The organism is Paenibacillus sp. FSL H7-0442, assembly GCF_038593105.1.
GTDB lineage: Bacteria > Bacillota > Bacilli > Paenibacillales > Paenibacillaceae > Paenibacillus > Paenibacillus polymyxa_D.
Genome location: NZ_CP151963.1, coordinates 695,333 through 711,458 on the forward strand (window position 1 = coordinate 695,333; position 16,126 = coordinate 711,458).

The following is a 16,126-nucleotide window of genomic DNA, read 5'->3' on the forward strand; positions in this document are numbered from 1 at the left end:
TAGCTGCAAAACGGGTATTACCTTAATAGATAAAGCTGTTGACAACTTGTATATACATGACTTAATCTTGTATATACAAGATGTTGAAAGCGTTATATTGTTTTTTACGCTACTTCATTTCGCAAGAAAGGAATGAGCATGAATGGAAGCAATGAACAAGACTTTAATTCCTCAAGATAAAGACTGGTGGCGTAAATCAGTAGTCTATCAGGTTTATCCCAAAAGTTTTAACGATACGACGGGCAAAGGAACCGGTGATATAAGAGGACTGACGCAAAAGCTGGATTATTTAAAAAAACTGGGTGTTGATATTGTCTGGTTGCAGCCTGTATATGTCTCACCACAACGTGATAACGGGTATGATGTAGCCGATTATTGCCAGATTAATCCCGATTATGGAACAATGCAGGATTTTGAAGAATTGAGCGAGGGAATCCGGGCACGTGGGATGTACTTAATGATCGACATCGTGGTTAACCATTCTTCCACAGAACATGCCTGGTTTCAGGAGGCACGGCTTTCTAAGGATAGTGAGTATAGGGACTACTATATCTGGCGTGATCCAGCACCCGATGGTGGACCACCAAACAATTGGGTTTCCAAATTTGGTGGACCTGCTTGGCAATATGACGAGACAACAGGCCAATATTTCCTGACACTATTTGATAAGACTCAGGCGGATCTAAACTGGGAAAATCCCAAAGTCCGTCAGGAAGTTGTCAATCTGCTGGAATTTTGGGCTGAGAAGGGAGTCAGTGGTTTCCGGCTCGATGTCATCAACTTGATCTCCAAAGATCAACAATTCTCGAATGATGATGGGAGCACGGTTCCTGGCGACGGACGTAAATATTATACGGACGGTCCACATGTGCATGAATACATTCATGAGTTACATGAGAAAGTATTTGCCAAACAAAATAGCGTCACTGTGGGTGAGATGTCCTCTACCTCCCTAGAGCACTGCATCCGTTATTCCAATCCAGAGAGAAAAGAATTGTCCATGACCTTTAATTTTCATCATTTGAAGGTGGATTACCCAAATGGACAGAAGTGGGAACTCATGCCATATGATTTTGAAATGCTGAAAAAGCTATTCTCGGATTGGCAAACGGGCATGCAACAGGGTGGCGGCTGGAGTGCATTGTTTTTTAATAATCATGATCAGCCAAGGGCAATCTCTCGCTTTTTGGATGATGGACAATACCATGCGGAAAGCGCCAAGCTGCTGGCAACCACGCTACATGGTCTTCAAGGTACACCTTATATATTTCAAGGTGAGGAAATTGGGATGGCCAACCCGCAGTGGGCAGACATTGAAGAGTTTCGGGATGTTGAATCTCTGAATATGTATCGTATTTTACAGGAGCAAGGCAAAAGTGCAGAAGAAGCATTGAATATCATTCGAGAGCGGTCTCGTGATAATTCGAGAACACCGATGCAGTGGGATGGCACTCGCAATGCGGGCTTCACTACAGGCACTCCTTGGATTAAAGTAGATGAACGATATCCACAGATTAATGTTCAGGCTCAGTTAGAGGACCCGAATTCTATTTACCACCATTATCGTAAGCTGATTCATCTGCGTAAGACGGTGCAGGTCCTTACCGATGGGAGTTATCAACGTTTGGACGAAGCTCATCCTCAGGTCTACGCCTATCAACGTAGCAATGAAGAGGAGACTTTGATTGTCATCTCTAATTTTAGCGAACAGGATACGCAATTCCGTATACCAGATTCATTTTATTCACGATTAAAAAATCAAGCGTTGGATGCGGCTGAGCTCTTAATTGGTAATACCCAGCACGCACCAGAGCTAAAACAAGTGATCTCTTTAACCCCATATGCTTCATATATGTGGATTGTTCGTAGACTTAGTGAATAGTATGGAGACATCTAGTAGCACCCCGGGCACGTTATTTTGATAACCGGGGTTGCTACTTTAAAATGAGCAAACGTTAAGGGAGTGGGCTAAATGGCGATTGAAAGATCACAGGTAGAAGACATTATAAAAGCCGTTGGTGGCAAAGACAACATAGAGGCCTCTACGCATTGCGTAACTCGTCTGCGATTTGCCCTTTATGATGATAAGCTGGTTGATAAAGATGCACTTGAACAAAATGATCTGGTCAAAGGCCAATTTTCTTCACAAGGACAATATCAGGTCGTGATTGGCCCAGGTCTGGTGGATAAAGTATATGACGAAATGATCTCCATTACAGGAGGTAGTCGGGCTTCTAAAGATGATGTCAAAAATGCGGCAAGCAAAAAACAAAATCCAATTCAGCGTGCCATCAAGACGCTGGCAGATATATTTATCCCCATCTTGCCCGCAATCGTGACTGCAGGCTTATTGCTTGGAATAAATAATATTTTGACAGGCAAGGGAATTTTCTTCGAAGGTATGGCTCTGGTTCAGGTCTATCCTCAATGGACTGACTTTGCTGCTATCATTAACACCATTGCCAGTACCGCTTTTGCATTTCTACCTGCCTTAATTGGATGGTCAGCCGTTGTCCGGTTTGGTGGCAGTCCTTTACTCGGGATTGTACTGGGTCTGATTCTGGTTCATCCAGATCTATTAAGTGCATACGGTTATGCGGATGCCGTTACCAAAGGAACCGTTCCGGTTTGGAATTTGTTTGGGTGGGAAGTGAACAAGATTGGTTATCAAGGACAGGTTTTACCTGTTTTAGTATCCGCTTACGTGCTTGCACAAATTGAAAAATTCCTAAATAAAAAGATAGCGGATTCATTTAAGCTGTTACTCGTGGCACCGATTACATTATTAATAACGGGATTTCTTGCTTTTACAGTGATCGGTCCGGTTACTTTTATGATTGGTAATGCTATTACGTCTGGTCTTGTATACGTTTTCGATTTGGCGCCTGCGCTGGGTGGCCTGATTTATGGAGGCTTTTACTCTTTGCTCGTGATAACGGGAATGCACCATACTTTCCTGGCGGTGGATGTGCAATTAATTGGTACGCAGGGTGGAACGTTCCTCTGGCCGATGCTGGCACTGTCCAATATCGCTCAGGGTGCCGGAGCATTGGCAATGATGCTGGTATTGAAGGAGCAAAAGGGAAAAGGGTTGGCTCTTACCTCTTCTGTGTCTGCTTTTCTGGGTGTAACCGAGCCTGCCATATTCGGGGTGAATATCCGATATAAATATCCATTCGTATTTGGGATGATCGGGTCCGGTATTGCAGGTATACTGCTCACCGTAAATCATGTGATGGCTTCTTCCATTGGTGTGGGCGGGATTCCAGGCTTCTTGTCTATTTTCCCAAACAACTGGGGTGTATTCTTCATCGGGATGGCGATCGTGTTAATTGTGCCATTTGCTTTAACTTTAATGTATGGCAAGTTGTTAACTAAGCGCCGTCAGGCTGCACCAGCCAATGATTCCGTACAAAAAGACTCGCTTCCGCAAAATACCGCAATAGATGTGCTTGAAGTGAGGACTCCCGTACGAGGACGTGTTGTACCGCTGGAACAAGTTCCTGACCCGGCTTTTGCCGAACGGCAGATGGGGCAAGGTATTGCAGTGGAACCGAAGGATGGCAAGATTCTTGCCCCATTCAGGGGAAAAGTTATTCATATCATGATGAAAAGCAAGCATGCCTTGATTTTGGAGCATTCGACAGGTGTACAGATTCTGGTACATGTGGGGATCAATACGGTGTCACTGAAGGGTGAGGGATTCACCATGCATGTGGAGACCAATCAAACCGTGGAGCAAGGACAACTACTGATGGAATTTGACCGTGATCTGATTCAGAAATCCGGATATCCCGTCATTACACCAGTCATTGTCCCGGATGGTCAGAGTATGATTGAATCGGTTGAAGAACTGCCAGGTGAGGCAGACGATTTGCAGTATACCTTAATGAGAATTCATTTGAATTCTTCATCAGGTCATAGGAATTAATTCAGATTCAATTCGCACAGTCTATTATAGTGAACAGGGAAGTGAAAGAATGCTACAATGAACGTGGTGATGAAAATTGACAAAGAATATATTTTTGCAAATTTATCAGGAGTACTCGGGACGAATCCAGACAGGCGAATTGGCTCCAGGCACTAAAATGCCGTCTGAAAATGAACTGGCCCGAGAGTATAACACTTCTCGTGAAACCGTACGTAAAGCACTTCACTTGCTTGCACAAAATGGGTATATCCATAAAATAAAAGCTAAAGGATCTTTTGTTCTGGATATTGGACGGATGGATTTTCCTATAGGAGGACTGGTCAGTTTCAAGGAAATGTCTGAACGAATTGGGCGTACATCACGTACCATTGTACATGAAAATCAGCTAATTCCAGTTCCAGATGACATAGCCAATCATCTTGAGATTGACAAAGACAAGTATTTGGTCTGGAAAGTTATTCGTGCGCGTGAGATTGAAGGTGAATGCGTCATACTGGATAAAGATTACTTTCGATCAGACATTGTACCTGTGCTTACCGAGGAAATTAGTCGTGGGTCCATCTACGAATATTTGGAGGGAGAGCTCCATCTTCAAATTAGTTATGCCAAAAAGGTCGTTTCCGTAGAAAATGCAGACGAAGAAGATCATAGGCTGATGGACCTTCAGAACTACACTCATGTGGTCGTAGTACGTAACTATGTTTATCTGGAAGACACCACGTTGTTCCAGTATACCGAGTCAAGGCATCGGCTAGACAAATTCCAATTTATCGACTTTGCCAGACGTTCCCACGGTGAAGACAAGAGAGCAGATTTTTTAAAATAACGATCAATAAAATAGTTAAGAAACCCCGTCTTTTAAGACGAGGGTTTCTTTTTTACCTTGGATGCAACTGCTGAGCAGCTTGTATACTGGCATTTGAGGGATTTGAATTTGCGTTTTATCCAAAAGCTGTTTATTGAATATTAAAAGGTTATATACTGTTTAGAATACAATTCCATGATCAATGCAATGGGAACGAGGTGTATGTTATTTATGTATAGAGTGGCTATCTGCGATGATGAGCACAAGCAGAGAGAACTTGTTAAAAATATGCTGATTACTTTGTCGATAAAGACCAGTATAGAATTTAAAGTTGAATTATTCGACTCCGGAGAACAGCTGGTATCTCATTATCAAAACCATGAGTCTCCATTCCATATCTTAATATTGGATGTTGAAATGAATGGCATGAACGGAATTCAAACCGCCCAAAAAATAAGGAGTTTAAATCACCTGGATGAACAGATTATTTTTTTAACGAACTACCCTGAATATATGGTGGAAAGTTTTGACGTAGTCACATTTCAGTATTTAATAAAACCGATTGCTCCCCATATCTTTGAGGAAAAAATGATAAAGCTGTGTCAATATTTTCAATCTCTAGATAAAAAATTCGTTATCATCAAGTCAGCTTATGAGGAAGTGCTTTTAAAATATGATGATATCATTAGTATTGAAGTGGTCAAAAGCTTAACCATAAAAAACAAACTGCATTTTGTAACCTCTACTCAAACCTATGATAGCAAAGGGATTCTTTCGGACTATGCTTCAGCATTAAAAGAACACAATTTTCTACAGATTCATCGTTCGATTATTATAAACTTAATTCATGTGAAAAAATTTGCTGGCGGTGATGTTTTGATGTCAAATGATGTGAAGTTACCTATTGGGCGTTCTAAAATAAAAGAAGTTAAAGATTTATATACCAAATTTATGATCATGAAGATGCATTAATATGATGGAATATAACTCCCTGCTTCTTAATCTTTGCGTTGTCCTTGTTATGTGCTTCCAAGTGAATTTTTACTTTAACTCGGTTTTTGATAAGTCCAATCGAAAGCCGAACAGATTCGTATACTTCATTATTTTTGGGTTGCTGGATTCCTTATATTTAAGTGTTTATTTGACTCCTGCGGTATCTTCGATTTTAGCATTACTTGTCATATTTAGTTTAGCGCAATCGTATACAGTGGAAATAAAGACAAAGATCATTTTTTCTATCCTTTATGCTGTATTGATAACCATCGTTAATTTTATATCTCTTTATATTTTATATGCTGTAGGCTCCGTTAAAATTAGCAACTTTAGCCATTTGAGTGGACAAGATCACTTGATATTCTCTAAGGTTATGTTACTCAGCTGCATTATCATGTTTGCTGTCATTCAGATTATACGTCTATTTGCCAAACGCAGAACCTTCCCTTTGCAGCATCGTTACTATATTTTATTTCTAATCGTTCCCATCATAAGTTTATACCAGGTCAATGTTTTATCTGTTTATAGTGAAAAGAATATGTATTATTTTGGTTCTATTATTGGCTTTATTTCCTTAAATGTTTTTATCATATATATTTTTGATAATGTCATTGAAAAATTTCAATTAATGCATGAAAATGCTCAATTACAACATCAGATGGACTACCAAGATGCTAACTACGAAAAAACGGTTCACAGCTTCAAAAATATAAAAAGAATCATTCATGATACACACCAACAGTTTTTGTATATTGAAGAATGTATCAAGAGAAATGAATTGGCTGAGGCGAGTGAACATATTAAGGTTACATTAAATAAAATCGAAGGAGCATATCAAAGAGTGAATACCGGTAATCTGGTTATAGATGCCCTTGTCACGAACAGCCTTAATATTGCTCTGGCCAATGGCATCAAGGTAGATACCCAGCTTAACTTGTATTCACAGAAAGTAAATATTGAACGTTATGACTTATGTGTCGCTCTGGGCAATATGCTGGATAATGCCATAGAAGCATCTAAAAGGGTCAGGATTGCGGATGATAGGTACATTCTTATTAAAATACATTCCAATGAGTCCGCGCTGTTCATTCACATCCTTAATCATGTGGAGAATGAAGTTGCCCATTTGCATAGTCAAAAATCAAACCCGGATGTTCATGGCATTGGCTTAACCAATATATCTAGAATATGTGACAAATACGGTGGGAATATGACCATTGAAACGAAAAATAAAGTATTCGATAATATGGTTTTATTGCCATTTTATAAGGACATTCCTTAGACATCATGTTGTTTAGGGATTGTTTTTTTCGTTTAAGGGTGTTTTTTTATATAGAATCCTCGTTCATTGTATGATCAGGTCAGTAATAAAGCCTGGTGAAGCTATAAGAGGAGGAAATATGGAATGAAGAAAATAATAGCTGTGTTCGTTTCTGCTATGCTTTTTGTACTGCCGATGACGAATACTTTTGCTCAAGGCACTGCTGAACCCATCAAGGAAAAGGCTCGCAGTCTAGCCTCGGAGCTGGTATCCAAATACGGTGCTAGCGGTGTGCAGTATGCCATTATGGACCAAGGAAACATTGTATTATCGGATAGCGTGGGTGTAAAGAATAAAGCAACCAACGAGCCGATCACCAAAGATACGATGTTCGGTATAGGCTCTACAAGCAAAATGTATGTATCTGCTGCAACGATGATGCTGGTCGATGCCCATAAGGTAGATATTGATCAGCCGCTAACAACATACATTAAGGACTTTAAAATGTCTGATGAAAGATACAAACAAATTACACCCCGTATGCTGTTAAATCATTCGTCAGGTCTTTACGGTGCTCACTATAAAAATAGTATGTTATTTAATGACAATGATACAGAAAATCATGATGAGCTCTTGCTAAGGTTGCAATCAGAAACTTTAAAATCAAACCCTGGCGAATATTCCGTATATACCAATGATGGATTTCAATTGCTTGAAATATTGGTTGAGCGGGTGAGCGGTCTAAGTTACACCGATTTCCTGGCAAAGCATATTAGTACACCTTTAGGTTTGAAATCTACCAAAACACCTCTCGATCAATTTGATAGACAAAAGCTGTCCAAAACTTATTTTCCTGCGGTTGAGGGGGCTTTACCGGTTGAAAATGCCAATGTCATCGGGACAGGGGGCTTATACTCCACCGCAGAAGAGGTGGCTATGTTTTCAGAAGTATTAACGGGGAACAGACCCGATATTCTATCTGTACAATCGGCGAAGTCCATGAAAAGTCATGAATATCGAAATGGAATATGGGTACCTGAAGAGACAAACAGCTTTAATTATGGACTTGGTTGGGATGCGGTTCAGTTGGCACCGTTTAGTGATTACGGAATAACTGCGTTATCCAAGGGTGGGGATACTGTTTTGTATCACTCTACTTTGATCACCATACCAGAGCATCATATTTCTATGGCTGTGCTTTCATCTGGAGGGTCTTCCATCTTAGATAGTATTTTTGCTTCTAACATTTTATTGGAAGTTTTAAAAGATAAGGGCATCATTAAAGACATCATACCGGAGAAAACATTTGAGCCTCCTGTAAAAGTGGAAATGCCATCTGATTTACTTTCTTATTCGGGATTATACGGTTCTGTGGGTACAACCATCAATGTAGAGATTAAAAACGGTGAGTTTGATTTACCTGCTTTCTTGGATGGATTCGTCCCGGCGCAACAATATGTGTATACAGGCAATGGACAATTCAAAAGCAATGATGGCAGTGTAGCCATAAGCTTTGACAAACAAAAAAACGGAAAAACGTATATTAAGGCTAACCTATATTTAAACTTTCCGGGATTAGGTCAAATGGTTATGGTGACTTATGAATATCAAAAGCTAGATGCCAATCCTGTAAATCCCATAGTTAAAAAGGCATGGGAAAACAGAAACGGGAAAAATTATTATGCTTTGGATGAAAAGATATCTTCCATATTTTATCTGGCCCCCTCATTTATAACGAAAAAAATATCCTTTGATCATGATGGATACGCAAGTGGTACTAAAATTGTGGATGAGAATAAAGCAGTAAATGCCGTTGAGATTCCTGTTATGAGTGGAAGAGATGCATTTGACCTGAATTTTTATACCAAGGATGGTTCGGAGTATTTAACCATAGATGGACAATCCTATATCAGTGAAGATGCTGTTAAACCTATCTTGGGAGGAAAGTCAGTGTACACCATACCATCTAATGGCCAAGCCACGTGGTATAAAATAGATAAAAACTCAGCCAATAAAACGATGACCGTTGATTTTCCAACAAGCGGAGGGTTCGCTGTCTATGATGAAAACGGAGCGGTTGTACAATTTTCAACTGCTAGCAATAACAATTCGGTTGTACTGCCCAAAGGTGGCTTGATTGTTTTGGGTGGCAATGCAGGGGATGTATTTAAAATCAATTTGAAATAAGCGTGTAGCCGCTTCTGGAAATTCAGGAACGACCGTTGCAGCGTTGGAGGTTAAGTAGATAACCGCGAATCTTAAGTCGAATTGGCCTTTATATAAGGCCAATTCGACTTTTTCATTCAGCAGATGAGCCTAAATCCGTAATGGATAATTTTATATCAAAGGTTACGGGTATTTTGCTGAATTTGTAATCCCAATCATCCTTTACTTTTTTCCACACCTGCGGTTTCTCAATATGCAAATGGTCACCAAAACCGGCAACATCGACTTTATATTCTGACTGTAATTTGTGCATAAGAGACTTAATCCTGCGAGTCACTTGTTTTTCAAACTCTTTCTCAGCCTCCTTCATGTTTTGTGTCTCAGTCGGGTCCGCTTTATCATCCCAGTTTTCGATTAAACGTCCTTTGGATTCAATTTTTACGTGAAACGAGATATCGTTGCCTTCGGTTACTTTAGTTGTTATTTTGCTTTTTACCGATTTGATTTCGTAAGTGATAGCTTCATTCCGCTTGTCATATGTTTTTACAGCTCCGCCCTTAACATCACCTGTAATCCATCCAATACTCTCCACGTCTTGTTGGTCCAAACTGCCTATCCAGTGACCGGTATCTCCTTTAATAATACCAGCACCTGAAAATTCCAATTCCCCATCGGATTCAGTGATGTTTTGCAATATATAGCTTTTTTTGGAATGCATCATCCCATCCAATTCAGACAAATTGACCCCCCTCATTACCTTGCTGGTTCTGAAATGGTTACGAAGCATATACAGAATATGAATGGATGGGACTTCTTCCTTATATTTGGTGACTAAAGTACTAGCTGCTCGTCCCTTGCTTAAAAAGACCAAACAACTCGGGCGAATATCATTATCACGAAGCGCAAAATCCATCAATTGCTGCATCGTCTGTTCTTTCGCCAAATCGGTGGCAACCACCATGACCTTTAGATGGTGGCCAATAACGGGGCGATCCAAACGGAGAGAGAGTTGGCGGAAGATTTCAAGCAAAGAATCTCCTGTGCCAGTTATGTTGTTATAGTTTGGCTCTTGTCCCCCTCCTCCGCCTTGTTGGTTTGGGCTTCCAGATGATTTTTTGGGGACGATTTGTACGCTGGCCGTAATTTTATTTTTCTTGAAGTAACGGCTGCCTTTCTTCTCCAGATCTTGTTCCAATGGAGTGAGCTCCCCCTTATCCAGAGAAATTCCTGTATATATGCTAAGTTCCTCTACTTCTTTGCTGCTCCAACAACCGACTTGAGTCACCAGAAGAATAAAGGCAAGCAGTACAGATAGGATAGGTCGTCTACACATTTTGCTTCATTCCCTTCTTCCTGATCATGAACACAATGGAGAGAAATACCGGAATCAAAATAAATAATATGATTCCTATATATCCGATCGCATCGCCCAGGCTAAACACTTCCATCATACGAACAGGAGTCATTGTGGAGATAAAGATTAGCGGGATTAAACCGAAAACCGCATAACGATATTTAAAACCAAACACCTGTGAAACACCTAAGGATGCATTGAAGAAAAAACTGCAGGAATTACAAAACATTTGCATCATCCAGATCACTAGCAGTGGAAACTCTAGACGTTCAAAAAGAAATCCGGGGATTTCAAAACTGCGCATCAAATTAATGGTAGGCCAAGTACTTGTCACAGTGGAATCTACCGATAGCCCGCCGATCACCATAACTACGGTCAAAAAGTACAAAATTAAAGGGATACTGATCCCCACTACCATGGCCTTAAATGCTTTCTCGGGGTGCTGCATAAAAGCGACCAGTGTCATGACGACTTCACATCCACTGAAAACAAGGATAGTTGATTTCAGCCCCTTGATGACGGGTAAAACCCCTTCACTCAATACGGGACGAAGATGATCAATTTCAAAAATCCTTAAGCTAAAGAGAAAACAAAAAAGCAGAAAGAAAAGACTGATTGGAAGTACAATCTGGTACAGTCGCACGATGGGATTAATGCCTCCAAAAACTAAATAACTCCCTACCCAGATAAATGGAATCACAATCGCCCAGATGGGTGTGCCTTCGAGCAGAAAAAACATGGTCACTTCAGCTAACACACGTATTTCAAAGCCGGCGATGATTATAAAGTATATAATTAATAGCACGCTTAAGATTCCTCCCGGAACAGTGCCTACAATTCTTCTGGAGTATTGATATATGGTGTTTCCGGGAAACTGTTGACTTAATTTCACCATGACCCAGACGACGAATATGACAATACCTCCACCGATGAGGACTGAAAGCCATGCATCAGGAGTCTGTACTTGTTCAGTTACACCCCTCGGCAGTGTCAAAATTCCTGCGCCCAATACGGTATTGGTCAGGAATACAGCCGCCTGCTTCGTTGTGATCTTGTCATCAGAGCGTCTAAACACAGTGGCTCCTCCTTCGTCTTGGCATCATGGTCTACGTTTGCGTTGCTGCGTTTTCATCATAACAGGTCTTCGTTTCATCAGAGATATAGGAGCCCGGATGTACACATCCTTCCAATCGCTTGGTCGCATGGGAGAAAAGGGAGTTACATACGGTACGCCAAAGCTTTTCAACTTCGTCAGATGGATACAAATCAACAGAAAGAACAATATGGTTCCGAGCATGCCCAGGAGTGCTGCGAAGAGCATTCCAACAAAACGCAAAAGACGCAAGGTAATGCCCGCACTGTATGTCGGTATCGAAAACGAAGAGATGGCAGTAACCGCAACCACAATCACCAGGAAGGGGCTAACAATGCCCGCATTTACAGCAGCGTCGCCGATGACCAAGCCTCCCACAATGCCCATCGCAGGACCAATGGGTTTGGGCAATCGGATACCGGCTTCCCGCAGAATTTCGATCGAAATTTCCAGAATCATGACTTCAATGACGGAAGGAAAAGGGACACCTTGACGGGTCTGAATGATGCTAATGACCAGCTTGGTCGGAATCAAACCGGGATGAAACGAAATAAAAGAGATATACAAAGCAGGACCCATCAGCGCTATGAAAGCTCCAAAAAATCGCAGCAAACGTAAAAGTGAACCTGGAATCCAGCGTTCATAATAATCCTCGGGAGATTGAAGCAGCATACTGAAGGTCACCGGGACAATAAGTGCAAAGGGAGTCCCGTCCAGAAGAATGGCTATTCTTCCTTCCAGTAATGCATTAATGACACGGTCGGGTCGCTCTGTGTTGTGAACCTGCTGGAACGGACTTAAATAATTGTCTTCAATGAGTTGCTCCACATAACCGGATTCAGCCAAAAAATCCATGTCTATTTTTGATATTCTGCGCTTTACTTCTTCAAGAAGATCCGGATTCACAATATCCTTGATGTACGCGACAACCAGATCCTTTTTGATTCGGCTTCCAACCTGGAATTTCTTTATTTCCAGATTTTTATTTAAGCCCTGGCGTCGAAGCATCGAAGTATTTTCACTTAATACTTCCGTAAAACCGATTCTAGGACCCCGAAGTAATGCTTCAGAGGTTGGTTCATTGACGGAGCGAATAGCGCCATTAGGCGAACCCACTAGTAGTGCTTCCTTCATTCCTTCAATTAATAAGGCGGTATGACCTAAAAGGATGAACTCGTACAGTTCCTCCATACTGGTAACTTCACTAATTTGCGTAAGTGGCATCAAGCTATCTTTTATAAAAGAGGTACTTATACTTTCCTGTTGGTCCTGCTGGCCCTGCTGGCCCTCAAACATCAAGACCTCCAATACCTGATTGCTCATAAGCTTTTCATCCTGCATACCTTCTATGAAGACTAATACGGACCGAGCATGAAATTTCTTCAACATAAACTCACGAAAATGCACATCACTATTTTCGCCTATAGACTCTCGGATCGAATCTAAATCGGAATCGTAATTCCCTGTAATTTTGGAGCTTGGTTCATGCTGTTGATCAGCATCGCCTTCGTTATGTTCGTCGGAAAGCGGACGATCAGAAGAATGTTTGGATTTTGCCCCCTTACTGCCGACAAACGAATAAATCGATGTGTTTATATAATAAATTCCTAAAGGAATAACCAACGCGAGGCCTGCTTGAAAGAGTGTACTCCAGCTTGGAATATAAGAAATAATTTTAGACCACATGATGATCACCTCCATACGATTCAATTCTAAGATACAAGTTGTCCCTAAAGTATTCCTTATAAAGGTTGTATTTACACATGAACTGGAAAGATTCGTTCGATGACCAGAGCAAATGATCATCAACTACACTATTTTTAAATCTAATCATTACGGCAGATCTCACACGAAACACTTCTGTTGTTGTTATAGAGCTATCTAGCACTGAGAGCCAGTGTAGAGAATGGAGCAAAATCCCTTGAAACGGAATAGGGAAATCCCTAAATATTCTTAATTTTAACTACATTGTGATTCTAGTCACATATAGCTCTATCTGCTGTATTAAAATAGAAGCATAAACAATATTCATTAGAAACGTAGAGATGTCGTCGGATAGGAAGTAGCGTCGAATGAATGGAGGAACCGGTATATGATAAACAGTAAAAAGAAGCTTGTGGTTATAGGGAACGGGATGGCTGGTATCAATACGGTCGAACAAATTTTAAAATTAACAGATAAATATGAAATTACAGTCCTGGGAAGTGAGCCGCATCCGAACTATAACAGGATCATGCTCTCTTATGTGTTGGAAGGTAGTAAAACAATAGATGATATCATACTGAACGATTTGCAATGGTATGCGGATCAAGGGATTACTTTATATACAGGAAAAATGGTTAAAAGTATCGACGGTGAGAACAAGAAGATTCTCACCGAAGACGGACTGGAAATTGATTACGATGTGGCTTTGGTGGCTACTGGTTCACAATCGTTTATTCTGCCTATTCCGGGTAAAGAATTACCGGGAGTTATTGGTTTCCGAGATATCGCCGATTGCTCGGCAATGCTGGAAGCGGCAAAGACCTATAAAAAGGCCGCTGTCATTGGTGGAGGTCTGTTGGGGCTGGAGGCAGCTAAAGGCCTGGTCAATCTGGGGATGGATGTTACGGTCGTTCATTTAATGGAAGATTTGATGGAACGTCAGCTAGACCGGGAAGCCTCTGCGATGCTAAAAGCAGAACTAGAACGCCAAGGAATCAAGTTTGCTATGCAAATGCAAACTTCGGAGGTGTACGGTCAAGATCGCGTACAAGGATTGCGGTTTTCAGACGGAAGCGAGCTGGAAGCGGATTTGGTCGTTATGGCGGTTGGGATCAAGCCTAATATTCAGGTAGCTGTGCAAAGTGGTATGGAAACGAACCGTGGTATTGTAGTCGATGATTTGATGAGAACCTCTGTGCCGGATGTATATGCTGTAGGGGAATGTGTTGAACACCGCGGAATCTGTTATGGTCTGGTAGCTCCGCTGTTTGAGCAGGGAAGTGTCATTGCCAAACATTTGGCAGGCGCGGAAACTGAAGGTTATATGGGATCGGTGGTTTCCACCAAGCTCAAAATTTCAGGGGTGGATGTTTTCTCAGCTGGCGAATTCATAACCCAGCCTGAACATACGGTGATTGTTGCAAAAGATGAGTGGAAGCGGACCTACAAAAAAGTGCTGCTTCGTGAAAATAAGATTGTTGGAACTGTACTGTTTGGCGATGTGAGCGAATCTGCTAGCCTGCAAAAATATGTGCGTCAGCAAACATTGATGACAGATGAAATATATGGACAGCTCATGGGTACTGGATGCAGCAATCACGGGTCGAAAACATCATCCGCTGAAACGATGGCCGATGATGAAATTGTGTGTGGCTGTAACGGTGTTACTAAAAAGGCCATTGTTGATGCAATTAATGACAATGGGCTGACTACAGTCGATGAAATTAAAGCATGTACCGGAGCAACTCGTTCTTGTGGAGGATGTAAGCCGGTCGTGGAGCAGATTCTACAATATGTTCTTGGAGACAGCTTCAAGACGTCAGCCAAGCAAGGAATATGTAGCTGCACAACATTGAGCCGGGACGAGATTGTGGAAGCGATCAAAACCAAAGGGCTGACAACAACGCGTGAAGTTATGAATGTACTGGGTTGGCATAATGATGAAGGTTGCTCCAAATGCCGGCCGGCGCTGAATTACTATCTGGGAATGATTAACCCGGACACCTATGAAAATGAGGGGGATTCCCGTTTTGTAAATGAGCGATTGCACGCGAACATTCAAAAGGATGGAACGTTTACAGTTGTTCCTAGAATGTACGGCGGTGTAACGACCCCAGAAGATTTGAAGAAGATAGCAGATGTTTCTCTTAAATACAACGTTAAGGTCGTTAAAGTAACAGGAGGACAGCGGCTTGATTTGATCGGTGTCCGTAAAGAGGATCTGCCTAAAGTATGGGAAGAACTCGATATGCCGTCGGGGTATGCCTACGCGAAGTCACTTCGTACGGTTAAAACCTGTGTTGGATCGCAATTTTGCCGGTTTGGCACACAGGACTCGATGGGAATGGGAGAAGTGTTGGAACGGAAATTCGAACGACTGGACTTCCCGGCAAAATTCAAATTAGCGGTTAATGGATGTCCACGCAACTGTGCGGAATCATGTACCAAAGATATCGGAATCGTAGGTAATGATGGGGGCTGGGAGATCTTTATCGGTGGTAATGGCGGTATTAAAGCACGGTTGGCTGATTCACTCTGTAAAGTGAAAACCGACGCCGAGTTGATTGATATTGTAGGTAGCGTAATGCAACTCTACCGCGAAACAGGACAATACCTGGAACGTACTTCGGAGTGGGTGGAACGGATCGGTCTGGAAGAGATTCAGAAAGCAGTCGTTCAGGATACAGCTAATCGCCAAGCTTTAGTAGAACGTATCGAATTTGCACTGCAACAGGCCGAAGACCCTTGGAAAAAGATCATCAATGATGAGGATTCACGCAAGAATTTATTCGAGGTTGTCACCCCGTCTATTGTGTAAT

Annotated in this window: 10 protein-coding genes; 7 read left to right on the forward strand and 3 right to left on the reverse strand. The window is 41.5% G+C overall.

What is annotated here, in order from left to right; all coding sequences use genetic code 11:
- Positions 1-142: 142 nt before the first annotated feature.
- From treC to MHH57_RS03090, 6 genes are all read left to right on the forward strand, one after another.
- Positions 143-1,882: an alpha,alpha-phosphotrehalase gene (treC, locus tag MHH57_RS03065; protein WP_342419432.1), complete on the forward strand. Its 1,740-nt coding sequence runs from the start codon at positions 143-145 to the stop codon at positions 1,880-1,882.
- Between the two features lie 90 nt (positions 1,883-1,972).
- Positions 1,973-3,931 carry a PTS system trehalose-specific EIIBC component gene (gene treP / locus MHH57_RS03070; RefSeq protein WP_342434814.1) on the forward strand — a complete coding sequence of 653 codons (1,959 nt, stop codon included), beginning with the start codon at positions 1,973-1,975 and terminating at the stop codon, positions 3,929-3,931.
- A 76-nt stretch (positions 3,932-4,007) separates the two neighbouring features.
- On the forward strand, positions 4,008-4,757 hold the full coding sequence (gene treR, locus MHH57_RS03075; RefSeq protein ID WP_342434815.1) for a trehalose operon repressor: 750 nt from the start codon (positions 4,008-4,010) through the stop codon (positions 4,755-4,757).
- Between the two features lie 210 nt (positions 4,758-4,967).
- Positions 4,968-5,708 (forward strand): LytTR family DNA-binding domain-containing protein, encoded by a 741-nt coding sequence (locus MHH57_RS03080; RefSeq protein WP_341163729.1) that lies wholly within the window; start codon positions 4,968-4,970, stop codon positions 5,706-5,708.
- A gap of 1 nt (position 5,709) precedes the next feature.
- Positions 5,710-7,011 (forward strand): ATP-binding protein, encoded by a 1,302-nt coding sequence (locus MHH57_RS03085; protein ID WP_341162347.1) that lies wholly within the window; start codon positions 5,710-5,712, stop codon positions 7,009-7,011.
- A 123-nt stretch (positions 7,012-7,134) separates the two neighbouring features.
- Positions 7,135-9,177, forward strand: a complete 2,043-nt coding sequence (locus tag MHH57_RS03090) for a serine hydrolase domain-containing protein (protein WP_342434816.1) — start codon at positions 7,135-7,137, stop codon at positions 9,175-9,177.
- A gap of 112 nt (positions 9,178-9,289) precedes the next feature.
- On the opposite strand, the gene MHH57_RS03095 is transcribed toward MHH57_RS03090, so the two are convergent.
- Genes MHH57_RS03095 through MHH57_RS03105 form a run of 3 tightly spaced genes read right to left on the reverse strand, consistent with a single transcriptional unit; the run spans position 9,290 to position 13,289 of the window.
- Positions 9,290-10,489: a Ger(x)C family spore germination protein gene (locus MHH57_RS03095; protein ID WP_342419436.1), complete on the reverse strand. Its 1,200-nt coding sequence runs from the start codon at positions 10,487-10,489 to the stop codon at positions 9,290-9,292.
- Positions 10,482-11,585 carry a GerAB/ArcD/ProY family transporter gene (locus MHH57_RS03100; RefSeq protein WP_342419437.1) on the reverse strand — a complete coding sequence of 368 codons (1,104 nt, stop codon included), beginning with the start codon at positions 11,583-11,585 and terminating at the stop codon, positions 10,482-10,484. Before MHH57_RS03100 ends, MHH57_RS03095 begins: the two co-directional genes overlap by 8 nt.
- 24 nt (positions 11,586-11,609) lie before the next feature.
- A complete protein-coding gene (locus MHH57_RS03105; protein ID WP_342419438.1) occupies positions 11,610-13,289 on the reverse strand; it encodes a spore germination protein in 1,680 nt (559 codons plus the stop codon).
- A gap of 406 nt (positions 13,290-13,695) precedes the next feature.
- Between MHH57_RS03105 and nirB the strand changes: the two genes are divergently transcribed.
- Positions 13,696-16,125 (forward strand): nitrite reductase large subunit NirB, encoded by a 2,430-nt coding sequence (nirB, locus tag MHH57_RS03110; protein ID WP_342434817.1) that lies wholly within the window; start codon positions 13,696-13,698, stop codon positions 16,123-16,125.
- The last annotated feature ends 1 nt before the right edge of the window (position 16,126 follow it).